The organism is Euzebyella saccharophila (genome assembly GCF_014855495.1).
In the GTDB taxonomy this organism is placed as follows: Bacteria; Bacteroidota; Bacteroidia; order Flavobacteriales; family Flavobacteriaceae; genus Euzebyella; species Euzebyella saccharophila.
This window is the reverse complement of record NZ_JACYFJ010000003.1, coordinates 187,286-213,955: the sequence shown is the minus strand read 5'-3', so window position 1 is coordinate 213,955 and position 26,670 is coordinate 187,286. Positions and strand designations below refer to the sequence as shown.

General features: G+C 38.6%; 27 protein-coding genes and 1 pseudogene. 19 read left to right on the top strand and 9 right to left on the bottom strand.

Annotated features, from left to right (window positions below; genetic code table 11):
- The first annotated feature begins 12 nt into the window (after positions 1 to 12).
- The gene (locus tag IL355_RS11550; protein WP_192462281.1) at positions 13 to 1,977 is read left to right on the top strand and encodes a heavy metal translocating P-type ATPase; all 1,965 of its coding nucleotides are present in this window, start codon (positions 13 to 15) and stop codon (positions 1,975 to 1,977) included.
- A 35-nt stretch (positions 1,978 to 2,012) separates the two neighbouring features.
- Here the strand turns inward: IL355_RS11550 and IL355_RS11545 are convergent, their stop codons facing one another.
- A complete protein-coding gene (locus IL355_RS11545) occupies positions 2,013 to 2,294 on the bottom strand; it encodes a PQQ-binding-like beta-propeller repeat protein (protein WP_192462280.1) in 282 nt (93 codons plus the stop codon).
- Between the two features lie 32 nt (positions 2,295 to 2,326).
- Positions 2,327 to 3,666 (bottom strand): annotated as a pseudogene (locus IL355_RS11540) (IS3 family transposase).
- A 612-nt stretch (positions 3,667 to 4,278) separates the two neighbouring features.
- On the opposite strand from IL355_RS11540, the gene IL355_RS11535 reads away from it, so the two are divergent.
- The 5 genes from IL355_RS11535 to IL355_RS11515 are packed head-to-tail and all read left to right on the top strand — an operon-like array spanning position 4,279 to position 7,542.
- Positions 4,279 to 4,767, top strand: coding sequence for a PRTRC system protein E (locus IL355_RS11535; protein ID WP_192462279.1), 489 nt, complete (start codon positions 4,279 to 4,281; stop codon positions 4,765 to 4,767).
- On the top strand, positions 4,767 to 4,985 hold the full coding sequence (locus tag IL355_RS11530) for a PRTRC system protein C (protein ID WP_192462278.1): 219 nt from the start codon (positions 4,767 to 4,769) through the stop codon (positions 4,983 to 4,985). Before IL355_RS11535 ends, IL355_RS11530 begins: the two co-directional genes overlap by 1 nt.
- A 36-nt stretch (positions 4,986 to 5,021) precedes the next feature.
- Positions 5,022 to 6,062 (top strand): hypothetical protein, encoded by a 1,041-nt coding sequence (locus IL355_RS11525; RefSeq protein WP_192462277.1) that lies wholly within the window; start codon positions 5,022 to 5,024, stop codon positions 6,060 to 6,062.
- A 3-nt stretch (positions 6,063 to 6,065) separates the two neighbouring features.
- Positions 6,066 to 6,773: a hypothetical protein gene (locus IL355_RS11520; RefSeq protein ID WP_192462276.1), complete on the top strand. Its 708-nt coding sequence runs from the start codon at positions 6,066 to 6,068 to the stop codon at positions 6,771 to 6,773.
- Positions 6,763 to 7,542: a PRTRC system ThiF family protein gene (locus IL355_RS11515; RefSeq protein WP_192462275.1), complete on the top strand. Its 780-nt coding sequence runs from the start codon at positions 6,763 to 6,765 to the stop codon at positions 7,540 to 7,542. Before IL355_RS11520 ends, IL355_RS11515 begins: the two co-directional genes overlap by 11 nt.
- A gap of 58 nt (positions 7,543 to 7,600) precedes the next feature.
- Here the strand turns inward: IL355_RS11515 and IL355_RS11510 are convergent, their stop codons facing one another.
- On the bottom strand, positions 7,601 to 7,825 hold the full coding sequence (locus IL355_RS11510) for a hypothetical protein (RefSeq protein WP_192462274.1): 225 nt from the start codon (positions 7,823 to 7,825) through the stop codon (positions 7,601 to 7,603).
- 313 nt (positions 7,826 to 8,138) lie between these two features.
- Here IL355_RS11510 and IL355_RS11505 point away from each other — a divergent pair, with 313 nt between their 5' ends.
- The 13 genes from IL355_RS11505 to IL355_RS11445 all read left to right on the top strand — a co-directional run bounded on the left by IL355_RS11505 (position 8,139) and on the right by IL355_RS11445 (position 21,289).
- On the top strand, positions 8,139 to 8,741 hold the full coding sequence (locus IL355_RS11505) for a DUF6088 family protein (protein WP_192462273.1): 603 nt from the start codon (positions 8,139 to 8,141) through the stop codon (positions 8,739 to 8,741).
- A complete protein-coding gene (locus IL355_RS11500; RefSeq protein ID WP_192462272.1) occupies positions 8,734 to 9,771 on the top strand; it encodes a nucleotidyl transferase AbiEii/AbiGii toxin family protein in 1,038 nt (345 codons plus the stop codon). Before IL355_RS11505 ends, IL355_RS11500 begins: the two co-directional genes overlap by 8 nt.
- Before the next feature lie 526 nt (positions 9,772 to 10,297).
- Complete coding sequence (locus IL355_RS11495) at positions 10,298 to 11,086, top strand: hypothetical protein (protein ID WP_192462271.1); 789 nt, start codon at positions 10,298 to 10,300, stop codon at positions 11,084 to 11,086.
- Entirely contained in the window at positions 11,083 to 11,568 is a 486-nt protein-coding gene (locus IL355_RS11490; RefSeq protein ID WP_192462270.1) for a hypothetical protein, read from the top strand. The genes IL355_RS11495 and IL355_RS11490 overlap by 4 nt, the downstream gene beginning before the upstream one ends.
- Positions 11,569 to 11,740: 172 nt before the next feature.
- Entirely contained in the window at positions 11,741 to 12,082 is a 342-nt protein-coding gene (locus IL355_RS11485) for a plasmid mobilization protein (RefSeq protein WP_192462269.1), read from the top strand.
- The gene (locus IL355_RS11480; protein ID WP_192462268.1) at positions 12,079 to 13,107 is read left to right on the top strand and encodes a relaxase/mobilization nuclease domain-containing protein; all 1,029 of its coding nucleotides are present in this window, start codon (positions 12,079 to 12,081) and stop codon (positions 13,105 to 13,107) included. The genes IL355_RS11485 and IL355_RS11480 overlap by 4 nt, the downstream gene beginning before the upstream one ends.
- A gap of 26 nt (positions 13,108 to 13,133) precedes the next feature.
- Complete coding sequence (locus IL355_RS11475) at positions 13,134 to 13,379, top strand: hypothetical protein (protein ID WP_192462267.1); 246 nt, start codon at positions 13,134 to 13,136, stop codon at positions 13,377 to 13,379.
- A 785-nt stretch (positions 13,380 to 14,164) separates the two neighbouring features.
- Positions 14,165 to 15,367, top strand: coding sequence for an SIR2 family protein (locus tag IL355_RS11470; protein ID WP_192462266.1), 1,203 nt, complete (start codon positions 14,165 to 14,167; stop codon positions 15,365 to 15,367).
- A gap of 1 nt (position 15,368) precedes the next feature.
- Positions 15,369 to 17,255 carry an ATP-binding protein gene (locus tag IL355_RS11465; protein ID WP_192462265.1) on the top strand — a complete coding sequence of 629 codons (1,887 nt, stop codon included), beginning with the start codon at positions 15,369 to 15,371 and terminating at the stop codon, positions 17,253 to 17,255.
- On the top strand, positions 17,245 to 18,366 hold the full coding sequence (locus IL355_RS11460; RefSeq protein ID WP_192462264.1) for an SIR2 family protein: 1,122 nt from the start codon (positions 17,245 to 17,247) through the stop codon (positions 18,364 to 18,366). The genes IL355_RS11465 and IL355_RS11460 overlap by 11 nt, the downstream gene beginning before the upstream one ends.
- Before the next feature lie 309 nt (positions 18,367 to 18,675).
- Positions 18,676 to 19,263 (top strand): hypothetical protein, encoded by a 588-nt coding sequence (locus tag IL355_RS11455; RefSeq protein ID WP_192462263.1) that lies wholly within the window; start codon positions 18,676 to 18,678, stop codon positions 19,261 to 19,263.
- Positions 19,264 to 19,287: 24 nt separating this feature from the next.
- Positions 19,288 to 20,010 (top strand): peptide arginase family protein, encoded by a 723-nt coding sequence (locus tag IL355_RS11450; protein WP_192462262.1) that lies wholly within the window; start codon positions 19,288 to 19,290, stop codon positions 20,008 to 20,010.
- A gap of 700 nt (positions 20,011 to 20,710) precedes the next feature.
- The gene (locus IL355_RS11445) at positions 20,711 to 21,289 is read left to right on the top strand and encodes a tetratricopeptide repeat protein (protein WP_192462261.1); all 579 of its coding nucleotides are present in this window, start codon (positions 20,711 to 20,713) and stop codon (positions 21,287 to 21,289) included.
- 46 nt (positions 21,290 to 21,335) lie between these two features.
- On the opposite strand, the gene IL355_RS11440 is transcribed toward IL355_RS11445, so the two are convergent.
- From IL355_RS11440 to gcvT, 6 genes are all read right to left on the bottom strand, one after another.
- On the bottom strand, positions 21,336 to 22,526 hold the full coding sequence (locus IL355_RS11440) for a site-specific integrase (RefSeq protein WP_192462260.1): 1,191 nt from the start codon (positions 22,524 to 22,526) through the stop codon (positions 21,336 to 21,338).
- 122 nt (positions 22,527 to 22,648) lie between these two features.
- Entirely contained in the window at positions 22,649 to 23,359 is a 711-nt protein-coding gene (locus tag IL355_RS11435) for a YebC/PmpR family DNA-binding transcriptional regulator (protein WP_192462259.1), read from the bottom strand.
- A 100-nt stretch (positions 23,360 to 23,459) separates the two neighbouring features.
- Positions 23,460 to 23,747: a 4a-hydroxytetrahydrobiopterin dehydratase gene (locus IL355_RS11430; protein WP_192462258.1), complete on the bottom strand. Its 288-nt coding sequence runs from the start codon at positions 23,745 to 23,747 to the stop codon at positions 23,460 to 23,462.
- A 91-nt stretch (positions 23,748 to 23,838) separates the two neighbouring features.
- Positions 23,839 to 24,660: a sugar nucleotide-binding protein gene (locus IL355_RS11425; RefSeq protein WP_192462257.1), complete on the bottom strand. Its 822-nt coding sequence runs from the start codon at positions 24,658 to 24,660 to the stop codon at positions 23,839 to 23,841.
- A gap of 1 nt (position 24,661) precedes the next feature.
- A complete protein-coding gene (locus tag IL355_RS11420) occupies positions 24,662 to 25,576 on the bottom strand; it encodes a glutaminase (protein WP_192462256.1) in 915 nt (304 codons plus the stop codon).
- Positions 25,576 to 26,661 (bottom strand): glycine cleavage system aminomethyltransferase GcvT, encoded by a 1,086-nt coding sequence (gene gcvT / locus IL355_RS11415; RefSeq protein ID WP_192462255.1) that lies wholly within the window; start codon positions 26,659 to 26,661, stop codon positions 25,576 to 25,578. The genes IL355_RS11420 and gcvT overlap by 1 nt, the downstream gene beginning before the upstream one ends.
- Positions 26,662 to 26,670 lie beyond the last annotated feature (9 nt).

Here is a 26,670-nt window from a genome sequence, read left to right as displayed (position 1 = left end):
TGATTAGAACATATGAAAAAGAAAAAAGTAAATTTACGGGACATTGACCCAAAAGAACATAAGGGCGAGCACAGTCACGATGATGGCCATAACCATAGCAGCCCTGAAGAAATTTCAAACTTTAGAACCTATCTACCGGCTATTTTCAGCTTTGTAATGTTGATAGCCGGAATTGCTATTGATTACTTTGATGCGTTTCCTTTCTTCAAAGGATGGATTCGCATAGTATGGTACACGGTAGCCTATATCCCTGTTGGTTTTCCGGTGATAAGAGAAGGCTGGAAAAGTATTAAAAATGGTGATTTCTTTACCGAATTTTTCTTGATGTCCATAGCCACTTTAGGGGCGTTCGCTATCGGCGAATATCCAGAAGGCGTAGCCGTAATGTTATTTTATGCTGTGGGCGAACTGTTCCAGAATGCGGCCGTTAACCGTGCGAAGGGAAATATAAAAGCCTTACTCGATGTAAGACCAAATGAGGCTTTGGTTTATCGTGATGGTGATTTTGTTTCAGTAAATCCCGAGACTGTTGAAATCGGTGAAAAGATACAGGTACGTGTAGGCGAAAAAGTTCCTCTTGATGGCATTATACTTTCTGAAAAGGGTTCTTTTAATACTGCTGCCTTGACAGGCGAAAGCAAACCTGATACAATTGCTAAAGGCGATACCGTTTTTGCTGGAAGCATCAACCTTGATGGTGTAATCGAAATCGAGACGACCAAGGAATTCAAGGATAGTTCCATTGCACGAATTCTGGATATGGTACAGAATGCAACTGCCAGAAAATCAAAGACCGAACTGTTCATCAGAAAATTTGCTCGGATTTATACGCCAATCGTTGTATTCCTTGCCATCGGACTGACGTTTCTACCTTACTTTTTTGTAGATGATTATGTTTTTAGGGATTGGCTCTATCGAGCATTAATATTCCTTGTGATATCCTGTCCTTGTGCTTTAGTCATCTCTATACCGCTGGGCTATTTTGGCGGATTGGGTGCGGCATCCCGCAACGGTATTCTTTTCAAGGGTGCTTCCTTTCTCGATGCAATGACCCAAGTGAACACGGTCGTAATGGACAAAACAGGAACTGTTACTAAAGGGGTTTTTAAAATCAAGGAAATCAATTCCATCACATTTGAGGAAACCGAGTTTATGAAGTATTTGATGGCGATGGAAGAGCAATCCACTCATCCTATCGCCAAGGCGATTCTCGAATATAAAGCTGACGGCTCGGATTATGAAGCGACTGATGTATCGGAAGTTGCCGGAAAGGGATTGAAAGGAACAGTCAACGGAAAAACAGTGTTGGTAGGAAACAAAGCTTTGATGACCTCAAATGGCATAGAAGTCCCTTCGGAAACGGATGGCATTGTAGAATCAATCGTTATGGTGTCCATTGACGGGAAATTTGCAGGTTATGTAACCATCGCAGATGAACTGAAGGAAGATGCGCACCAAGCCATTAAACAAATTAGGGATGCGGGAATTACAAAAATTATAATGCTATCTGGCGACAAAGATTCCATTACGCAGCAAGTCTCCAATGAACTAAATATTGATTGGGCGAAAGGCGGATTGTTGCCCGAGGACAAATTGAACGAAGTCGAAGAACTCAAAAAACAACCTGATATGAAAGTCGCATTTATCGGCGATGGCATAAACGACGCACCCGTTTTGGCAGCAAGTGGTGTAGGAATTGCGATGGGTGGCTTAGGAAGCGATGTCGCCATCGAAACAGCCGATGTCATTATACAGACCGACCAGCCAAGCAAGATTGCGAGAGCGATTAAAATTGGTCGTTCTACCCGCAGGATTGTCTGGCAAAATATTGGGCTTGCCTTTGGTGTAAAGGTTATAGTCCTCATTCTCGGTGCAGGTGGTCTTGCGACGATGTGGGAAGCTGTTTTTGCTGATGTGGGTGTGGCGCTTTTGGCAATTTTCAACGCAGTGAGACTGCAAAGAATGAAGTGGGATTAATTCGATTCTATTACAAACAGAATGAACTGTGATTTTTAGTGATTTAGCGAATAGGCATATAGGCCATGTCCTTTCTTGTTTGAGCCAGCCCATTCCCCGAACATTTTAGGAATGCCACCCCCCAAAAAGAGCGAGTCATCATCTAAAATCAGCCAAGAAATAATTGGAGCGGGATTTTTGTGCGACCATATCTTTTTTCCGTCTTTGGCATGGTAGGCCTGTATAGTTCCTTCGACAGACCCGACAATATAAACATCGTTTGCCAAATATCCTGTCACAAGGGATGCCGGTTGCGATTCGTTCGTGTACGTCTTCAAACGAATCTGAACTGACCCGGTCCAAAGTTAAGTCATAGTTTCAACTTTTGAATTTGGTGCTCTTTCCTTCTTTTGAGCATCGTTCTTTTCTTTATCGATTTACGGTTTTCCAATATCTTTTTGTCCAATCCAAAATATACGGTTGAAGGGGTCAGGTTTTCCAATGATTCGTGGTATCTCCTGTTGTTGTAATAGTCCACGAACTCTTCCAACCTTTCCTTGAGCTCACCCGGCAGATAATAGTTGTCCAGTTTGATGATGTTCTTCATCGAACGGTGGTAACGCTCTATCTTGCCCTGTGTCTGTGGGTGGTTGGGCTTTCCCCGGATGTGCTCCATTTCCCTTTCCTTTATGAACTCCTTCAGTTCGCCACTGATGTAACAGGGCCCGTTGTCGGACAGGAGCCTTGGCATTTTCCCCTTGGGCAGCGACACTTTTTCCAGTGCCCTTCCCACTGTTTTCTTCACGTCCCCCGCGTTCATCGAGGGGCAGAGTTCCCAATGGACGATATAACGGCTGTAATCGTCCAGGATGGTCGAGAGATAGTACCATCCCCATCCCACGATCTTCAGATAGGTGAAGTCCGTCTGCCACATCTGGTGAACCCTTGTGGTCTTGTCCCTGTACTCCTGTGAGGCGGCCATGGTATCAAAGGCAGGGGATGTCACCAGTCCACGGGACTTCAGTATGCGGTAGACACTGCTCTCCGAGATATAGTACTCCCGTTCATCGGTCATCTTGCAGGCAAGTCCACGGCAGGATTCCTCCGGGAAGTCCAGGGCCATCTCCACGACCTCCGACCTTATTTTGTCGGGTATCCTGTTCCAATAGGTATTGCGTGCCCTATGGTTGGGCGCAAGTCCGTCAAAGCCGCCTTCGAGGTACTTACCATACCAGTTGTAGAAGGTGCTCTTGTTGATGCCTATTTCCTTCAACGTCCTGTTCACGCCTATCTCGGATGTCTCCACGAGCCGTATGATCTCATATTTCTCCTGTTGGGTAAATCGCATGTACTTCCTCCATTTTACCCTAAGCCATTCGTACTTTTTTTGAGCACCCGGTTCTGGAGCAGAAGCTCGGCCACCGTTTCCTTGAGCTGGGAGTTCTCCCCACGCAGTTCCTTTACCTCACTGGTATTGGCCTCACGCATGGTGTCGCCCATCAGGCGTTTCTTCCCAGCCTCCAAAAAGTCCTTGCTCCAACGGTAGTACAGTGCCGGGGCGATTCCCTCTCGCCTGCATATGCCGGATACCGATTCCTCGCCCTTGAGGCCTTCCAGTACGATACTGATCTTTTCCTCGGCGGAGAACTTGCGCCTTGTCTTTCTCTTGATGTCCTTTACGATTGATTCCGTGTTCTTCTTCTTTGTCATTTTAAGTGATTTAAATGGTTAATGAATCCATCTTCAAGGCTAGCCTTGAAGATAACAAAACCATCACTTATCTTTAGACCAAGTTCAGTCCACTTTTAGTTGAAGATTTACACTGAATGATTAAGGATACTTTAAGGACAATCAATTATATATACTCTCATAAATTTAGCTAGGACTATAAAAGCGTCCATTTAATGTACATACCAATAGACATGAGAATCCTTGGCAAGGGTGGCGCAAATATGGTCCTTTTTAGTTGTTTCGTTGATTGACATTTTATAGAACATTGTGTGTATACAAAATTGGACTTTTAAATTAATGCACTTCTTAATAAACCAATCACTATATCACTTCTCCTATCTTGGAAGTTATAGCCAACTAATCCAATAAATAGTTGTGAGGCCGCCTAGAGTTCATCTAAAGAGTTAAATTAGCCCCGCCCAATCCCAACATACAAACACCTGTTCCAACGCCCCTTCGGGGCGTATTTTGTGGTTAGGGAAAGAAGAAGTCAAGGGTGACATTTGGTCCGATTTTACGGGTATTCCCAAAGGTTTGGGCGTATCTTTAAGGTAGTTAAGTGATTGTATAACAGATAAATAACTCTTCAAGATGAGCAATTTTTTTTCGACCTTGAAACAGATAGGTGTCGAACAGTACGGCATCAGTATACTGTTCGATGATGAGACGGTCAGTGTATCCGTACTTCCCAAATCGAACGCCAAGGACAAGGCACTCCAATCCCTCAAACCACTTACCCTACGGGGAAACGTTACGGAAGTGGACGAGAAATTCTTTCAAATACTCCAAAAACCCTTGGAGCAGACCAAAGCCCTTTTTAGGAATACAGTGGCCTTTGAAAAATCCTTAAAGGAAACCGAACAAAAGACCCAACAGGCGAAAAAGAAAAAGGAATCGACCGCCAAGAAAGCGACCGAGCTTAAGCAACTCTTAAAGGAGAAGGGCTTTAACCCGATGCAAGACCACAAAAAAGCTACGGACCTTGCCACGGCAATTTTGAAGATAGACCCTGAACACAAGGAAGCCAAAAAGGTCATTGACGATATGAAAGCATACGACAACCCTCAACTTTTCAACTAATGGAAGTAGCTACTATAACACGAAAGTACGTTTATCAAAATGGTAACAACAACTCCATAGAATTGGATGACATCGATTACAACTTGACCCATGAGCAGATTATGGAACACTATGCACAGTTATATGCAGAACTGACCAACGCTAACATCATGGACAAGGGTATCGTAAACGGCTTCCATGAAATCCACTTCAAGACCTTGGCGGGAACAAAGGGATAGAACGATGAACATAGACGATTTTTTAAAACAAGACCGATGCAAGCCGAAATACAGATTGAACCCCCCAAAAGATTTAACAACATTTCACGACCGATTGTTTCGAGCGGTACAGCAGAAACACTACCAACGGGGAACGCAAAGACCGAAGGTACTTCAACCAAAGGTTTTTCCATTTCTGACATAAACCTGTTGCCCGTTCTATCCCATCCATTAATAGAAGAGGATTCCTATACAGACATTATGGAGCTTGCCCGATTGATGGTGGTTATAACCAGAAAGTTTACGGGCAGCATCGACCATTGGGAATTTACGCCATCCGATAGTTTGAACGATGTAGTGCTTCGGTGTGCCGATAGATTGAGGACAAGGGGCAGTATCGACCATATAGAGGTGCTTCAAGGCGATAGAAATTTAAGGTTGATTTTGAAAAAGTTCATCGGCAATCGCAGTACGGTATATTTCATTCCCGTCCGTCCTATTATCCAACTAAGGCATCGAAACCGACCACTCTTCCACATTCTGCTGTCCTTCGTCAAAAGCCTGCCTTATGGCGGTCTGTTCCCAAGCTGTGAATCGAGAATCGACTGGCTATGGGAATTTCTTTTTGAGGATGTAGCGTACTACAAGGATAACAAGAATGTCATGAAGAACCATTCGACCAAGTTCTACGCACGGTATAAGACCTTTTTGGAATCCTACGAAATCAGGGATTGGAAAACCCTATTGGACAAATACCAACCTCAAAAACCGATTTACAAACAAATCAAGGAATTGTTGCTAAAGGCGGAAAACATCGATTTTCAGGTGCCGTTCCTTTTAAGTATAAAGGACGGGTATGACTGTATGTTCGAGCATTGGGAATCGTTTCTTGTAGTCGATAGGGAAGATAGCGCATTCGCCAATGGGTACATTCAAATGCTCAACGACTGCTCGAACGATTACGATATTATTTCCGCCTATCAACATACCGTTGCCGAAAACGGAAATATAGAACCCTTCGATGATGGCATCCCCCATCGATTGAACCAATTGGAAGAATTTATCAACGACCTGAACGAACTCTTAAATAAACTCTAGCACATGGAACGAACAACAGTAATGAACGCCAAAGATCACTTCTTGCCAAAATTCGCGATCATCGGATATGAACGGGAGGACGAGAACTATCGTAACGACCACTACTTTTCGTATCACGAGGTAGCAGGAACAAAATTGACCGCAGGGATGCCATTGACAAAGGACACCGCCCGAAACATCTTTACCTGCCTAGAGGGCGATTTGATAAAGTTCAGCTTCAAGGGAATGCTTCCAAAGAACCTGATACACTTCGATTTTAAGGGTAATTTTCAACTGATATGGTACGTACATCCCAAACAACGGATGCTTTACTTCGATACCAAAACGGGCATCCCATCGGGAAAATATCCCTTGCCCAAATTGATTTTCAAGTTGGAGGGCAACGCCTTAAAGGTATTCGCCCTGAACCGAAAGGAATCCCTAACGGAGGACACCCCACTATATCATGCCCCGTTGCTGAATATAGGTAGGCAGGGCAATGTTTGTATGGGCAACGTTTCGATGGATTATGATGGATTTGAATACTACGAGGACGTTATGGGATTTGTGGAACAACAGTTTTTTCGCTCCGTTTTCACCGAAACGCACCATAACCAATTGGTAGATGGCAACATAGTGAACGTAATGAAGCAAAATTTTGAAAAACCGTTATTTGACGATGAAGTATTGATAGCCAACAAATTGACCTTAAACCAATTGTATGAAAACTAGGATACACTTTGCCCCCAACTATTTTTATAACCCGACACATCCCATTAAGGTTGCGTTGATAGGGGTGGGTGGTACAGGCTCATTGATGCTCGCAAGATTGGCAAGGATAGATTATGCCCTACGGCAAGTGGGACACCCAGGGTTGCATGTCATTGCCTATGATTCCGACAAGGTAGAGCCGAACAATGTAGGACGGCAACTTTATACCCTATCGGATATCGGGGAATACAAAGTGGTCAATGCCGTGTGCAAAGTCAATATGGCTTTTGGTCTACAATGGCAGGGGATTCCGATGGATGCCCTGCCCGAAGGAGAGGATGTACGGGCGAATATCATCATCACTTGCGTTGACAATGCCCGTTTTCGGGTGCAATTGGCGCAATCGATTCAACACCACCACAAAGATTCCGATTACGCCAATAGATACTACTGGTTGGATTTGGGGAACAGTTGGAATACAGGGCAGTTTGTTCTGGGAACATTGTTCGATGAGAAGCGAAAAATGGAACGGGAAGATTTTGAAATGGTGGATAAACTGAAAAACATAATCGACTTTTTCCCCGATTTGGATGCGCACGATACCCCGAACTTACAGGGGGCGGGATGCGCCTATTCTGACAAATTGCAAGAACAGTCATTGTTTATCAACGATGTATTGGTCGCCCATGCGTCCGACTGTCTGTTTCGGTTGTTGTATCATAAGCAAATACAGAAGCACGGGGCATTTGTGAATTTGGAGAGCGGTAAGGTAAACTCGATTAATGTCTGAAATAAATTACCAAGCGAAAGTAAAACCAAGCCTATATGCTATCTATTGAAATTCTATATCAAAAATTGCCCTTTTTAGGTTTTATCATTTTCATGGTCATAATTTTCAGGGGCATGCAAAGGATCAAACGTTTTTTTGGAATACCGTTATTGCTTTTTCTTTTCATATTGGTCGGTATTCCCTTTATCAAAGATTTGGTGTGGCTCTTCGGGGCATTGGAATTATCCGCATGGGGATATCTTATTGCCAAACGATGGCCGATATTGTATTCTTGACAGTTCATAGTAACCTCTATTTTTATTGACCCATCTTTTTCTCTCCCTTCCCATGGTTTCTGCGGGAGTTGTACAAAAACCGCACCTTATCGGCCTTCCGAAATCCCTACGGGATGTCGGGGCCGAGCGGTTTGCTTTCGCACAACCCCCTCGAAACGTAACGGAAACGTATGGAAGTCCCCCTACAGGGATTCCATACATTTCCTTTCGTATTATCGGTTCAAATGGTTTATGCTATTCTGTTCGACCCTGTTTTCATAATTGTGGCATTAAAATTGTAACAAATATTTACTAAATTTGTTACAAAATAGATTTGCGTGTATGGAGAGTGTTGAATCCAAAATAAAAAAGGTCGTTTCCAAAAAGAAGCGGGGGGAACTATTGTTTCCCGATGATTTTAGGGCATTGGGTTCGCCTGAAGCCATACGTTTGGCCCTTCATAGAATCGAAAAAGAAGGCTTTATAAAAAGAGTGGCCCAAGGAATCTATGTTCGCCCAAAGATAAGCGAATACGCGGGAGAGGTGTTGCCAACTGCAGAGGAAATCGCTATGGCCATAGCCAAAAGGGACAAGATCAGATTGGTGCCTACTGGGGTATATGCCCTAAGTGCTTTGGGGCTTAGCACGCAAGTCCCCATGAAGCTTGTCTTTCTAACCGACGGAGCTCCCCGCGAGATAAAGCTGGGAAAACGGAGCATAAAATTAAAGAAGACCACCCCAAAGAATTTATCTGCCAGGGGAGAGATAAGTGGATTGGTGATACAGGCCCTGCGTGAAATCGGAAAAGGACGACTGACCGATGATGAAGAAGCAAAAATCGTGGCCCTTTTGAAAAAAGAAGACCGAAAAGACCTGCTTCACGATATTGCTCTGGCACCGGTATGGATTAGGAAGATTATGGAAAAGGGCTTGAACAATGGATAAAACGAAATTTTATAATATACCCGAAGAAGATAGGCTTGCCATTTATAAAAATGTTGAGAACAAAACGGGAATACCTGATTTTGCCGTTGAAAAGGACTGGTGGGTCGTTCAGACATTGAAGATCATCTTTGAAATGGGGATAGCGCAACACCTAGTCTTTAAGGGCGGGACCTCGCTAAGCAAGGCATGGAAACTTATCGAGCGGTTCTCCGAGGACATTGACCTTGCTGTTGACCGTGGATTTTTTGGATATTCCGGGGAATTATCAAAAAAACAGCTCACCAAGCTGAGGAAAGAAACAAGCTCCTATATTTCTGGGGAATTTTATCTGGAGCTACAAGAGCGATTTAAGCAAAGAGGATTTAAGGATGTCGATTTCAACATCATTCCCGCTGAATCAAGCGACCAAGATCCGCGCATTATTGAAATCTACTATCCTTATATCACGAAATCTCCCGGATATATCCAGCCGAGGGTGCAGGTCGAGATCGGTTGCCGCTCCCTAAGAGAACCTTTTGATTTTAAACCGATATACTCTTTTGTAGACGAACAATATCCTGATGCAAAATTTGTCGAACCTCCCGTATCCGTTCCTTCCGTAACTCCCGAAAGGACTTTTTTGGAAAAACTGTTCTTGTTGCACGAGGAATTCCAACGTCCAAAGGAAAAGATAAGAGTTGATAGGTTAAGCCGTCATCTTTATGATATTTTCCAATTATCGAAAACGGAATTTGCGAACAATGCCATCCGCGATAAAGGGTTATATGAGATAATTGTAAATCATAGGTTTGTTTTTACAAAACTTGGTGGAGTCGATTATAATCTGCATCAGCCCCAGCACATACTGCCCATTCCATCTCAAGATTTTGACGAAGCATGGAAGTCGGATTATAGAACAATGCAGGAGCAGATGATTTATGGAGATTCCCCAGCCTATGAAGATTTGGTCAAGGGAATCCAAGCCTTTTTACAAAGAATGAACGCCTTGGATTGGAGAATGAAACTGGAATTTCCAAAACCTAAAAGTTGAGAATAGTCAGGAAAGGTTTTGGTCATAACTTTATATATTAAAAAGTAATAACAAAGAATCACATGATTAATTTTTGTGAGGTTACCGGGTTTATCTGACAATAATCAATTTGTAAACAAAATGGGAAAAATTATGAAGGTCAGTTCGAAGAAGTATTTAAGCGTAATGGCTTTACTACTGTCTATATCTCTGTTTTCGTTCATAGTGCCGCTTTTTGCAAAATTGGACGTTCAAGAGACTAAAGTGGTTTTTGTGATAAGAATATTCACTCTGGTTATTTTTACATTAATGACCATTGTTCCATTAATTCTATTCTCTATTGAAAAACCCAAGTCTAAGTAAACGATGCCAAAATTAACTAGGGAGGAGATAAATTACGTCTCGGAAGTAATTAGGATATATAAGACCACCTTTCTATTATTGGTATCTTATTTGCCGAAAAAAAGAAAAAGGCAATTTAGAGAAGATCGAATATAATGTGATCGAATTTTTGAATCTATCCCGTTTCATTGATTAATTTTATACTATGTCTGAAACCATGTACAAAGTATTGGATTTCGGTCGGCCCATCGGCCGACAGTCATTTAAGGGGGTCATCAGAGAGCTGGATAATACTTCCCCTTCCCACAATAGATTTACACTTTCGGAGGATCAACTGAAGACCCTCATCGCTGTCATCTTTACTTATGGGCTTCATTATGATGAAGTCCCTGAAAAACAAAGGGAGCTGCTTTTAAAGGCAATTCTGGAAGGTAAACAACCGCTGTTCGACCTGTCCCAAACATTTGCAAGACATCTGATAAACAATTTGGATGGTGACGCGAAATCACAGTTGGAAGCACTCCAAAATAGCGAATATGATCTGAAACGTCCATTGTCCAATGAACCGCTTGTAGATTTTGTAGAGGAAGAACTGTTGGATCAGACCACATCGTACCGAAAATGGGAATATGGCCGATTCTCCGTGGCTTATTTGGCCGCGCATTTATCAATACAGGTCGTATTGGAAAATATGGAGAAAACCGTGAAAGAAAAGAAACCACGTCCCGAGGTTTATCTCAAAAATTTTGGCAAGGAATTAGAAAATTCCCGCTATAATCTCGATGCACATGAACAATTATTGCTGCATCTTATCGTAAAGTCCAAGCTGTGGCCAGATAAAACTTCCCTAACAGATTATTTGTTGGCGGGTTCGATAACGCAACAACACCTATTGGGTCTTTCCTTACGGTCTGAAAAACTTGCCTCGACCTTGAAAAATGCTTTGGAGAATGTCCCAACCATAAACAAACGCAGGGGCGGTCCAAAGTTGTGATTCCATCCGAAAAACTGCTCAAGTATCTGGAATATCTGGCCAAGGAAGAACATCCGGAAATCAATGGGAAACAGTATTCTCGATCACAGATAATATTGGCCGAACGTTTGGTGCGAGATCTTGAAAAAGCAATCGGCATCGCTTCACAAAAGCCGAAACTTTCCCGTAGAAGGGCTTTTATCGTAATCTTGGAAGAACTTTATTACGATGTCCCGAAATATCCCGATGACCTAACCCTTGATGGTATCCATAGAAGGGCTTCCCAACGGTTCGAGTACATGAACAGGGATGTAAAATCCTTTGCCACCCCCACGGAGGTGCACCCCAAAGACCCCTGCACCTATTATGAGGACAATGCCCATGCCAAGGCACGCTACAGGTCCGCATTGCAACACCTTGTATTGGAATCGCACAGGTACTTTGAAGTTCCCGAAGCTGAAACTTCCCTTAAAGTCCTGTTCGAGGACGTAAAACTCTGCTGAATCCATTTACCGTACAACACTCCATGTACGCCAAAGCCCCTCTTGACTTGCGATATGTTTTAGGTTTGGCCTAAGTTAATCGGAGGTCACGTAGCAAGCCATGTTTTTGCAAGCAAAAACCGCTCACTTCGTTCGCGAGGCTTGTTGGGGATCCTCCCCAAACCCCGGAATTATGGCACGGCCAAAAAAAGATATTGAATCACTAAAGGCGATACGTGTCAATGTGCGCATGACGGTCAACGAATATTTGATCGTTTCCGGAAATGCGGCAACATTGGGCATGGGCATACCGGATTACATCCGGAAAAAGGTAGCGGGCAGACCGCTACCAAGGACCAAAGTGACACCGGAGGATAGAAGATTGTTCGTCGAACTAAGCCGGATCGGTAACAACATTAACCAGCTTACGAGAAATTCCCATTTGCGGATGCACTCGCCAAAAATTCTGCACGGGCAATTGGCAGAGCTACGGCATCTTTTGCAAGAATTAAAATCGAATATTAAAAACAAATGATAGCCAAACAGATTAAAGGAAAGGATTTTTACGGACTGTTGGCCTACAATCAAAAAAAGGTGGAGATGGGCCAGGCCGTTGTGCTGGATGCCAACATAGATTTGGATACTACGGTCGAGATGACCAAAGAGTTCAATTTGGTCCGGCAGCTACGCCCTAGGTTGGGCAAAGCGGTATATCATGTTTCCTTGAATCTTCCGCCGGATGAAAAAATGAGCGATAAGGGATTCGTTTCGATGGGACTGGATTATCTCCAAGGAATGGGATTCGATGACAACCAGTATATCATGTACCGCCATAACGACCAAAGCCACCAACACATCCATATCGTTGCCAACAGGGTAAAACTATCCGGCGCGCTGGTCAGCGATAGCAAGGATTATGAGCGTAGTGAACGTTTGGTACGAAAACTGGAAAAGAAATATGGTCTTTCCGAGCTACCGGACACAACTTTGGAGCGAAGGGCGGCACTCACTCAAAAAGAAATCGAAAAATCGCTTCGGACGGGTAACGCACCAATCAAAAGTATACTTCAACAGCAACTGAGGGAAGCATTGAAACGCTCGAATAATACAGCGGAGTTCATCCATCAATCGCGGTCTAGGGATATTCGCCCAAAGTTCAATATCAGCAAAACAACGGGAAGGGTCTCAGGCATCTCCTTCAAATATGAGGGGATTATTTATAAGGGGAGCAGTCTGGGCCGAAAATATTCATGGAACAACATCATAAAACAAATCGATTATGAACAAATCAGAGACCGTACAGTTATTCTCGAAAATAATTATCCAGAACAAGGAAATAAAGGAGCTGTTGCTCAAGATACAGGCTCATCAAGGAACGTTAGCGGAGAAACAAAAGATGCTGAGGGAGGGACAATCCAAATTAGTGAAAAACCAAAATACGATTTGGGAGGCACTCAAAAAGATGGCCTAGATGACGAACCTTTCACTCCTTTCAAGATGGAGCTGGAGGATTTCGACCGTTGGAAGCGAAGGAAGAAAAGGAAACTAAAAAAGAGATAAACTGGCGTTGGGCACTATTGGATTCAATGGGCAATCAGATAAACATACAACCACTTAACCTAACTGGAAAGGCATTTTGCGAAAGGCTTGGCGTATCTTACAATGGCCAAATTATGCAGGCTTTGAGGGAACTGGGATTGGTCAGTTTTTTCAAAGTGGGTAAAAAATACTTGTATGCCTATGAGGATATTGATGCCGTCAATCAAAAACTCAGGAAAGGGGAAATTTCCATAAAGGTTAATAATGGCTACTATATCACTTTGAATGAATAGTGGGTAAGGCGGTTTCAGGATTGTTTAGGGAATATTTCGCAAAAATGATTTTTTGGAATTTTTTACCGATTTCAATTATCTAAACTCTCCATTAGTTCTGACTTGAAGATCATTTATTTCATGACTGTTGATAGATTTAGACTCTTTACAAAAAGCGGATTTTGTATAGAGTGCGACTATTTTTGATTATATTCTAGGGAGTTCATTTGCAATCCTGAAACCATGGTTAAGAGGCATAATGTAAAGAGTTCCGAAAAAGGGACCAAGAACTCCCATGAAAAGGGGAAGGAATACCTGAGCGATTCTTAAATGAAAACCTTTTGGAAGCTTGAAAAAAACAAGATATCCGAAACGAAAATACCTTGCATACAATTAGTCTTTGAATTGGGTTAAATTCTCAATAACTTTTCGCTATTTGATATAACGTCAAATTATGATTCTTTTTAGAATCATAATGTTCCGCGTTATGTAACTTGAGCTTTGATTAAAAGCGAAAGTTGTTACCATCTTCATTGATTTTTTTCTTTCTAAAAACTTTCTCTAAAGAGTAATGGAACACTTATTATGCGACCCGACGGTAGGAGGGGAGTGTAATGTGTGTGGAATGGTATTTTACTACAAATATTTATTGTCCTGACAGATATACGTAATTAGTTACTTGTTAAAAATCAGTATATTTAATTCCTCCCTGGATTGAATTTAATACTTGACTTAAACACTAATCAATGTTTCATAGAGAGAATTTGTTATACTCTTATTGAGCAAAAAATTTATAAAATAAAATAATGAAACTAGAAATAATTAAAAATACAATACAGTCAAGCAATATTAATTTTTTAATTGGTTCAGGATTGTCAAGACCTTATCTTATTACTCTTGGCAATATTGAATCATTACTTGAAGAACTCGATAAAGATGATACTTTAGATACCCTCGAATGTTATTTGATAAAAGCCTCAATTTATAAAGTTTACTTTGAACAAGTGATGAATAAGTGTCTTGACGACTACGTAAAAACAAAAGATGAGGAAATTCTTTACAAAGAAGTTATTGGAAATTATGAAGATTTTTTACTAAATATTAATGTGATTTTATTGAATAGATATACACCAATTTTAAACAAACAGGTTAATCTATTTACAACTAATATTGATTTATTTTTTGAGAAAGCATTAGAAATTACGATGGTTGAATTCAATGATGGCTTTAAAGGCAGACTAAAACCTATTTTTAATTTAAGCAACTTTCAAAAATCCTACAATAAAACAAGTCTGCACTATAAAAACACTTCCGAAATTCCTGTTTTTAACTTAAATAAATTACATGGTTCTTTAAGTTGGAAACAAGAAAAAAAGCAAATAATTTTTTCTAATCAAAAGGAGTTTATAGATGTTCGTAACTCTCTTGCAAAGTTCAATACTAACTGTTTTATAGCCATAGATAAAAAAGATGGTTTATCTAATCTTGTCCCAAAAGCAAAGACGAAAATTAAGGGATTAGGCAAGACTCAAAAGGATGATGTATTGAATAAAATAATGGATTTTTTTAGTACATATGACGAGCTTCAAATTGTAAATCCAACTAAAGAAAAATTCAAAACTACTATTTTAAATAATTACTACTATGAACTGTTAAGGTTGTTTGCAAATGAAATGGAAAAAGAAAATTCAGTCTTATTTGTACTTGGATTTTCATTTGCTGATGAGCACATTAGAGAAATTACGATAAGAGCAGCAAATTCCAATCCAACTTTACAAGTTTATGTTGTAGCATATAGTGAAAATTCTAAAAAAGATATATCCGAAACTCTAGGAATTAGTAAAAATCACTTGCATAATAATAATTTAAAAATTATTGACCCGGTTGATTTTTATACTAATAATAAAGAAGATATGGATATAAAAAGTTTTACCGAATTTGGTTTCTCGGAAATTAATGAAATGATTTTTTCTCATATTAAAAATAAAGTAACTCCAAAAATCATCTAAAATGTCGAAGAAAACTGGGGTTACAGAACAGACTCTATTAAAGGATTCTATTTTTAGAATAGGTAAGGTTTTTTCTGTAGAAGGAAGAGTAATTAAGGTAAGCGTTGATAAACAAAAAAATGCATCTCATTTACTATATAAAGGTGAATTATTAAAAAATGTAAGTGTTGGTAGTAATTTAAAAATAGTTAAAGGTTTTATTGCAATAATAGCTAAAGTAGAAAGCGAGCAAATCAGGGAAGACCAAATATTTAACGGGAAATATTCTAAAGCAGAAAACAAAATTCATAGAATTTTGGTTGTAAAACTCCTGGGCTATATTGAAAATAACAAGTTTATAGGAGGTATTAATGAATTACCGTTAATAGATAATGAATGTTATTTACTTGATAAAGAAGAAGCTCAAAGTATTCACAACTTTGTTCCAGAAGAGGATGTTCCACTTGAATTAGGAACGCTTGCTTTAGAGACTGGCCAGACAATTAATTTGGGAGTAAATGCCCTATTTGCCAGTCATATAGGCATTTTTGGTAACACAGGAAGTGGTAAATCGTATACGTTAGCAAAACTTTATCGTACTTTATTTACGCGGTTTGAAAGCGAAAAAAAGTTTCGGAAAAATGCAAAATTCCTCTTATTTGATTTTAACGGTGAGTACAATGACGATGATGCTATAATTGAAGAAAAGCACGTAATTAATCTTTCAACCAAAACACAGGAGGGTAATGAGAAATTAGAATTTAGTGAGGCTGATTTATTAGATGTTGAACTATTTTCTATCATGGCAAGTGCAACGGAAAAAACACAACGTCCCTTTTTGGCAAGAACATTAAATTTTTATAAAACTGTTTCAAGATCTGATGATGCATTGAGATTCTTTAAAAACATGCTTCGTAAAAGAGTCGTTGACATACTTAAAATGTCTGATAAAGTTAGAGCATTATTATTACTCGATTACTTAAAGGAGATACTACCGAAATCTTATGATGACAATGGTATTGAAAGAGATTTAACCGACGATTTAGATTTTCATAACAAGTCGGCAGAGTTTATGTTGGATGGAGTTTTTTTAAGGTCTTATCCTAATGAAATAGAGAATACTTTAATATATCGACATGTTGATAGCTATGAGTTTAGAGATAATTTCATATCAAAAATCATTGATTTCCTTTATTTACAATTAATCTATGATGTTATAAGTAACCGAGCTCAAAATGAGCATATAGCACCAGCTATCAATAAATTAAAGAGTTTTCAAAAGGATATTGGTAAAGTAATTCGAGTTGTTAAGGATGAAACTTCAGATTTCTGGAATGATAAGTTTTTTACCATAATTAATTTAAACAATGCGAATTTAAATATTAAGAAACTTGTCCCTTTGCTGGTATCCTACAAACTATATTCAGAACATAAAAAAAAGAAAATTAAACAGACCAACAGTTCGTTGAATATAATAATAGATGAAGCGCATAATATCTTGTCATACGCATCTCAAAGAGAAAGCGAAACGTGGAAGGACTATCGTTTAGAAACATTTGAAGAAATAATTAAAGAAGGTAGAAAGTTCGGAGTTTTCTTAACAATTGCAAGCCAAAGGCCTTCTGATATTTCCTCGACAATTATTTCCCAATTGCACAATTATTTCCTGCATAGGTTGATTAATAGTAAAGACATAAATGCAATTGAAAAAACTGTATCGTACTTAGATAAAGTTTCATTTGAAGCTTTACCAGTTTTAGCTACTGGTACGTGCGTTGTTGCTGGTCTAGCTGCTCAAATACCAGTTATTATTAAAGTCAATCAAATAGCTAAAAAGCACGAACCTAATAATAAGACCATTGATTTAGTAAGTAAATGGTCTGATAATATAAATGATAATGAACAATAAAACTGTCTATGTACTGGGAGCAGGGTTTTCTAAACCTGCTGGGGCACCATTACAAAACGAATTAGTAGAAGATATAATAAACTTGCGAAATGAGAATTTTAGTCAACAGGACACAATAATTAACAAATTAAACAAGTTTGAAAACTTTTTAGAAAATCAGTTGTTTATAGATAAAGCTAATTTTAAAAAAGTCACTCTAGAAGATGTATTCACACCTCTAGACAGATGTATCATTGACAATGTATCTTATAGAGGAATATTACCAAAGAAGCTTAAATCATTAAGAGAAGACATTTATAATTTAATAGTCGTGGCGCTTAAAGAGAGATTAGATAAAAATGACAACAAAGGATATATTGACGATTTTGCTAAAATTATCGTTAGTGAAGCCCAAAAAAGAGTAAGCAACATAAAAAGAGATACAATTTCAATATTATCTACTAATTGGGATATCCTATTGGATAATTCATTAAACTCGGCTATTAGGACACTATATAAAAAAGATAGTCTTATAGATGGAGTAGTGGATTATTGTTGCCATGTCAGTTCATATGATGAGCATGATCATAAAATAAAACCTGGCTTACAAGCTTTGGGGGAGGGCAAGTATAATGTTAAATTACTTAAACTTCATGGTTCAATGAACTGGTTACAATGCACTAATTGTCAAAGATTATATATTAAGTTTAACAATAAGTTAGTTGATTATAGAAGGTTTGGAAATTCTAAGTGTAGACATTGCAGAAAAAATTATAATGGTAACAACTATGCTTTAGAAAGCAACTTAATCATGCCAACTTTTCTAAAAGACCTAAACAATTTTCAAGTGAAATTAATATGGCAAAATGCTGGTATTGAACTTTCAGAAGCGAATAAAATAGTTTTCATTGGTTACTCTCTACCGTATGCAGACTTTGAGTTACGTCAATTACTATCAAGAATGGTAAGACATGATGCAGTAATAGATGTCGTTTTGCGAGAAAAGGATAATTTAGAAGAAAATCCAACTTTTAAAAGATATAAAGATTTCTTCGGTAAACGACAACTTAATCCACTTGGAAATGGCGTGGAACCCTATATTGAAGAATTGAAAATACAAGGATTAAGCTAGTCGTTTTTTTTGGCCTAAGAGAATTTTAGCTAAACAATAGGCGAGAGGCGTGGCCATATTCTAGAGGGCTCGCAATACAGTTTGTTGAACGATATAACGATACAAGAAATTTAAAGCTGTCTTAATAGTTAGAATGCTTTCTAGAATATAGCGACTGAGCCGTACATTGTTTCTAAAATTGTCTGTAAGCCTTGAAATCGCAGATTCACGAATACCATTAAAAAACAATAGATAGTAATGAGTATCTTTTTGTTTCTTTTTTTATCAAGAAAAAAAGAAGAGAGTTTTAAACTTTGATAATACTTAAATATGCCAAAAAGAGGGGTTTTTATAATAGAGAGCGTAACCTTTGAAGACGAAGAAGAGAAACAGTTAGAGGGTGAGTTTATTTCCCAAATTCTCCATTTAGGTAATATTCCATCAAAATATTATTTCATTAGAACCGAAAAAGAACTAATTGAAGTATTGGACCTTTTTGAAAAATCAGAATATAGATATTTACATATATCTTCTCATGGATGTAAAAAAAGTCTTGATTTGGCTCTAGATGATATTAAATTTAAAAGATTAGGCGAAATTCTAAATCCATATCTAGACTACAAAAGACTATTTATATCCGCTTGTTCAACAGTTAACGAAGCCTTAGCTTCTCAAATTTTTCTAAACAAGAAATGCTACTCAATTATTGGTCCCAAAAAAGGAATCTATTTTGGTGATGCGGCAATATTTTGGGCATCATTCTATCATTTAATTATGGAAGATGATAAAATGAAATATGATAACCTGAAGGAAAAAATCAATAAACTTTCGAAGTTATTCAAAGTAAGAATGAACTACTACAGAAAAAGTACTGGGGAGAAAAAAGGATATAAGCTGGAAAAGTTCAATTCAAAATAATTATTAAATAGTCTTAGTTAAGTAATGGATATACAAAATTTAGTAATTAATAAAAAAGAGATTTTTGTTTGTGAAGAGCATCACCATGTTTTAATTCATTGGTATAAATATAAGGATATAGAACCTTATTTACTGACCTTCGACCATCATACAGATTTACATAATTGTTTTCAGAATTTTCTATATTATAATGCAAGGCAAGATAAATATGACGAAGAAAAATTTCAATTAATAGAGAAAATAAAAGCAAATGATATTGATACTATTTTAAAATTAAAACATGACGAACATATTGATGCTGCTATAAAAGCTGGGTTCTTTAAAAAAGCTTTGGTATTCTGTGATGACTCGTATAACTCTAAACCCAATAGGATATATTGTATAAATGGAGATGTAGATTATGACGATGAACCAATAATAGTTAACTCTAGACTCGAAGATGAATATGATTTAGGTATTTCTGATGAGAATCTAAAAAATCACTTTAGGAAATTTGATTTATGCATGCCTAGAGATTCTTGGATTAATAATTTCGTTCTAGATATTGATTTGGATTTTTTCAAAACTAGAAAATCAATAGAAACAAGCAATAATGTTTTTTTTAAGTTTTTGCTTCACAAAGCTGTTACAATTACAATAGCAAAAGAAAGTAAATGGGTTAATATTTGGAAAAGAGATTATGACGAAACTATAAGTGTTAGATTTTTATTAGATAAATTAATGAAGCTAATAGAGGAGTCAAAATAATTCTATTTGACATAATGTTATATGCGCCTAAAGAAAATCTTCAAACAAGACGAGAGGTTAGCAAGGGCTAAGAAATTATCTCGCAGAGTAATTTTTAGCTGTTGCGGAAAGCTGACAAGAATGTCGTAGAAAAAGATCTTTTACAAATTTCCTCGAATATTCGAATTTTAAACAAACCTAAAAGGCTAGCTTTCAAATGGCGTTGGCAAGCGATGGATAATTGTGGGTAGAAAAAAATGCCTGAGCATTTTATTTATACATTACAATCAAGCGGTTGGTAGCGGCTATTTTACATAACGACAAATTATGGCTACAAATAAATTATTTCGCCATGCGCAGCATACCGCTGAACAAGTTTAATGACCCTGTTCATAATTCGCTTAATTGACGAAACGTTGAGGGATATTTGATATAATAGAATTATAGCTTATGAATATGAACAAACTTTCCTGTAAAACGGCTTTGACATAATTGTTGACGATATAGAACACTGGCGTGTCGCTATATCTACAATTATATCAAATACACGGTATGCGCCGTTTTACGCTACAAACATATTTGTACTATAATTTTTCGTATGTATAATTGGACTTTTATAATTATGAAAATCAACTCTTTACAAATCGCACCTTTTGTAAAGAGTTTATTTTATGAAACAAATTTTAGTAACTTTCTCAAAATGCTATACTAATCGATTGATATGAAACCCGATGTGCATAAAGATTTCTCAGGGGATTGGAGGTTTTATTTTCCGGAAGAAATGGTTTCCGTTATGGATGATTATTATGAAAGCGTGGAGCAAATTGACCATGATGAGGACTTAGCTCAAGTCGGTCTGAATAAAATAATTAAAATATTTCCAGAATGTCATATTGATGCTTATAATCATTTGAGTATCAGCAATAGAAACCAGAGCAAAACAGAACAAGCGCTACAGTATGCTATAACAGCATATATGATTGGTATGGATTCCTTCCCCATTTCATTTAATCATGATGAAGATAAATTGATATGGCTAATTCTTGAAAACCGTCCTTTTCTTAGGACACTTCAGATACTTGGTTTAGAGTTCATGAGACGCCGTGATTTAGTAAGAGCCGAAAGTCTTTTTCTAAAATTAATCTTATATAACCCAAACGACAATCAAGGCATACGCTATTTATTAGCCGAAATTTACCAATATACTAAGGAGAAAAGGAAACTTAAAGCTCTTGAAAAAGAATATTCTGGGGAAGACCTTTTATTAGAAGTCTTTAGTTGGGAGGATAGAATTCTTTAAGGAATGGGGTATTATGATTATGCAGAGGCTTTTTAGTTGAGCCATGCTATCCGAACAATCGATTCATTTCTTCAGCCTCTTCCTTGTGATAGAAGTCTTTTAAATAATGCTGGGTTGTTGATAATTTGGTATGTCCCAAAAGTTTGGAAATCATTAATATTCCGGTATTGGATTTTACTGCGAAATCTGCAAACGAGTGTTTGGCCATGTGCATACTTACCCATTTTTTAATGCCCGCTTTTTCGCATGCAATTCTGAGCGACCTATTGGCGGCATTGTTTGAAATATAGAGCCGATGTTCAATTTCTTCTACTGATTTGTCTGCCATACCATAGAGTGGGGGGAAGACGAACGTTTCATCCTTTCCTCTGTATTTCTCTATTATATCGATTGCCTTAGGGGCAACTGGTAAAGTTCTTTTTGCACCGGCACGAGTTTTAGATTTTCCCATGGTGTAGACAATCTCGTTACCGATGATATTTTCCCATTTGAGTCGGCATACGTCGGAGAAGCGCATGCCAGCGGTAAAGAAAGAAAATAAAAACATATCCCTCGCCTTAGACATTCCTTTGTGATGCGCTGGAATTTCTAAGTCAGATAGCCTGCTGATTTCATCGAATGTAAGGGATTCCTTTTCTGTATTCTCGGTAACAATTTGGTAGCCTTTTATTGGATTTGTTTTAATGATACCAATGGCAACGGCCTTGTTCAGAACTGCATAAAATGATTTAAAGTTGGAGGCAACAGTATTTACCTTATTTCCTTTTTCCAGCATCCATTGCTCATAATCCTTAGCAAACTGAACTGATAAATCTGAAAATGAAACGTGACTTGCAAACTTCTTCAGTTTTTTTATGTATTTCTGCTGTGTATTGGCCGTGCGTATTTTTCCTTTTAGCCTGGCCTCATTCACTATTTGTTGATAGAAATCCAAGAATGAACTGGAGTCGTACTTTTGGGAATTTTTGTAAAGAAAAAGAAGTCTTTTAGCTGAAATGCCCTCATTTTCATAATACAGTTTCTGAAGTGAAAGCAAAAGGGTGTTCAAACTAGCGTTGAGTTTTTCCTCTATGGGATGACGTTTGATTTTTTTTCTTTTATCGTCCCATTGAGTACTTTTAACGGAGATTCCCGAATCCAAATATTGCACATCCCTGTTCGAGGTCTCCATCTTGAGCCTTATCAATTGCGTGCCATTTTTCTTGACGTAAGAAGAAAGATAGAAATTAAGGTTCATTTTTAATTAGTTCGATATTAGTTCGAAATCTAATCAAATATAAACAAAAATAAAGGAATATAAACTTTTTATTAGTTATTGAAAAACAGTGTTATAGCAACAAGTGTAAGGTTTATGGTTGATTATTCCTGCATAGTGTGGTATACGTTCTGTACGTCATCATCCTCCTCAATTTTTTCCAAAAGTTTTTCTACATCGGCAATTTGCTCTTCATTAAGCTCTTTAGTTACTTGCGGAATTCTTTCAAAGCCGGAGGACAATATTTCTATTTCTCTTGATTCCAACTCTTTCTGAATATCTCCGAAGCTCTCAAAAGGGGCATAGATTAAAATTCCGTCTTCATCCACAAAAACCTCCTCGGCACCAAAATCAATCATTTCCAATTCCAGTTCTTCTGGATCTAATCCTTCGGCATTGATTCGGAAGTTACAAGTGTGGTCGAACATAAATTCTACCGATCCAGATGTTCCTAAACTACCGTTGCACTTGTTAAAGTAACTACGAATATTGGCGACGGTCCTGGTATTATTGTCAGTGGCCGTTTCAATTAAAATGGCAATACCATGGGGAGCATACCCTTCAAAAAGCACTTCCTTAAAATCGCCCAAACTCTTGTCACTAGCTCTTTTAATGGCCCTTTCTATATTGTCTTTGGGCATGTTTACAGACTTGGCATTTTGAATCACCGCTCTTAGCCTCGCATTGGAATCGGGGTCGGGACCACCTTCCTTTACGGCCATTACAATGTCTTTGCCAATTCTGGTGAATGCTTTGCTCATTGCGGCCCAGCGCTTCATTTTTCTGGCTTTTCTAAATTCAAAAGCTCTTCCCATAGTTTAAAATGCTAATGTTTAAGTGGTGGCAAATTTAAAAATGTTTTGCCATTGTCGCAATTTTCTAATTTGTACTTTATTATAGCGCAAAAAGAAAGGCTTATTCGCTTTCAATGATGTCTTCGATACTTTTGGCCAATTGAAAATCTTTTTGGGTTACCCCGTCCGCATCGTGGGTATTAAGGCGAATGCTTAGGGTGTTGTAAACATTTTGCCAATCCGGGTGGTGTTCTTGGGCTTCACATTCAAAGGCTATTCGCGTCATTACGGAAAAAGCTTCCTTAAAATTTTTGAACTCAAAAGTGGTCTCAATGGCCCCATCTACATATTCCCAACCGTCTAATTGTTCTAATTCTTTGGATATTTCAGCTTCGCTTAATTTTTTCATCGGTATGTCTTTTAACAAGTTAAAAATCTAATGTTATCCAAATGTAGGGTATTTAAAGTGTCATTTCTCCAAAGATGTTGTCGGTATCGACCTATTTAGAAATATGGTGATCTATTATTTCTTGATAGCCTACCTGTAAGTTTTTGGGCAGTTTATTGTCCCTGGGCAGAACGGCCAAATAACGTTCCTCGTTGGAAGTGAAAACTCTTTTATATATTGGATTGAAGTTACCAATCCGACTTATAGTTTCCTTTATAAAATCTTCGTGGTGAACCAAATCCTTACTTCCCAAATGAAAAATACCTTTTCTATTTCGGTTGATGAGGTAATGGATCTGTTGTGTAAGTTTATCGTCGTTGGTTACGTTCAACACCAAATTAGGAAATACCTCTACCGGCTCGTTTTCCCAAATGTTCTTTTTTATTTCCTTGATACGGGGCGAGCTGTTGCCAAAAACCATTGGAAGCCTTAGGATTCCCATTTTTTCTTGGGGAATACGCATAAGCATATTCTCAATCTTAATTTTTAGCCTGCCATAAATGCTTTCCGACAGAGTTTTATCATATTCGTAGGAGGGATATTTTCTGTAGGCATCAAAAACATTGGCAGACGACAAAAAATACAGGGTACACTTGTTGGTCATCAGGTACTCGACAATATGCTGATGTGCTAATATCTGTGATGCAAAATTTCCCCGCAAGGCTGAAATAATGATTTGTGGTCGCACTTTTTCTAGAATTTCAAAGACATCGTCTTGTTCTAGATCGTATCGATAAAATTGCTGATTGTTCTCAAAAGAACGCCTGGCAGAAAAGTAGGTGCCATAGGTATCGTAGTAATTGCAAAGCTCTTTATAAATAGCATTGCCCAAAAACCCGCTTCCTCCCAGGATTAAAATCTTCTTTCCCTCCAAATTAAAAAATAGATAATCCTGTTTCAGTCGTAAATTTCTCCAAAACCTCCATACCCAATTTTGAATTTCCCTTTTTGTTAAGTCCGGGAGACCAAGTGGCTACGGTAAAATGATTGGGTAACAGGGCAACGATTCCCCCACCAACGCCACTCTTGCCGGGCAGTCCTACTTCAAAAGCAAATTCGCCCGCTTCATCATAAAACCCACAAGTTAGCATCAATGCGTTGATACGTTTGACTTGGTTGATGCTAAGGTGTTTTTGATTTTGTAAACAGTGCCCACGATTACTAAAAAGAAAAAATGTTCGCGCCAGTTGCTGGCAGGTCATTTCCAAAGCACATTGATGAAAGTAAAAATCGAGAACTTCCTCCACCTCATTATGAAGGTTTTTGTAGGATTTTAAAAGATTAGCGGCCGCATAATTTCTGAAGCCCGTGGCTTTTTCACTTTTGGCTACCTCTTCATTATAATTTATGGAAGAATCGTTGGCTATATTACGTATAAACTCGAGAAAGTCTTTCTTGGGATTATCCAAAACACTTACCAACACATCGGCCACTACAATGGCACCGGCATTAATAAGTGGATTTCTGGGAATTCCGTTTTCTTGCTCCAAGAGTGAAAGATGGTTGAAAGGATCGCCCGATGGCTCCACATCCACACGCTCCCAAAGTTTCTCTCCAATGTGAGACAAAGCCAAGGATAACGAGAGCACTTTAGAAATACTTTGAATTGAGAATGGAGTTGTGGAATCTCCTGCGGAATAACTGTTCTTGTCCTTATCCAAGAGATGGATCCCAAACTTATTGATGTCCACCTTCGCCAACTCTGGAATATAGGTAGCCACCGTGCCGCGGTCTTTACGGCTGCCTATCTCATAGTGGATTTTATGTAGAACGCTCTTAAAATCTATCATTAACCTTTATAGAACGGTAGTTTAACCACGGTGGCATCTACCGCTTTTTTTCTTATTTGTATTTTTATGTTGGAGCCTACTTTCGCTACGTTGGACGGTACATACCCCAAGCCAATTCCTTTATTCAAAGAAGGAGACATGGTTCCCGAAGTTACACTGCCTATTTTCTCTCCTGAACCATCAACTATGTCATACCCATGACGTGGAATAGCCCGATCGTTCATTTCAAAGGCTACCAGTTTGTTTTTGGGTCCGGCCTCTTTCTCCTTTTGTATATTTTCACTGTTCACGAAGTCTTTTGTGAATTTGGTGATCCAGCCCAATCCGGCCTCAATGGGCGAAGTCTCTTCGGTAATATCATTTCCGTACAGGCAGTAGCCCATTTCTAAACGTAAAGTATCGCGCGCCGCAAGGCCAATGGGTTCAATACCAAAATCTTTACCGGCTTCAAAAACCTTCTCCCAAATTTGGTGCACCTCACTGTTTTTACAATAGATTTCAAATCCACCAGAACCTGTATATCCGGTAGCGGAAATAATTACGTGCTCGATGCCTGCAAAATCGGCCACCTCAAAATGGTAGAATTTGATGGCCGACAAATCAATCGAAGTCAAACTTTGCATGGCCTCCACCGCCTTGGGACCTTGAATGGCCAACAATGAAAAACCGTCTGAAATGTTTCGCATCTCGGCACCAATTTCTTCATTGTATTTAGAGATGTGTGCCCAATCTTTTTCGATATTGGCCGCATTCACAACCAATAGATAAGTTTCGTCCTTTACTCGGTAAACGATTAAATCATCAACAACTCCTCCCGTCTCGTTGGGCATATAGCTGTATTGCGCCCTACCCACATACAATTTAGCGGCATCGTTTGAAGTAACCTTTTGGATCAGCTCCAATGCTTTGGTCCCCTCAATCAAAAATTCGCCCATATGGCTAACATCAAAAACACCTACGCCTTTGCGTACGGTTTCGTGTTCTATGTTTACACCGGCATAGCTAACCGGCATTTGATACCCCGCATAGGCAACCATTTTAGCACCTAAATCTTTATGTACACTGGTCAAGGCTGTGTTTTTCATGTAAATTTG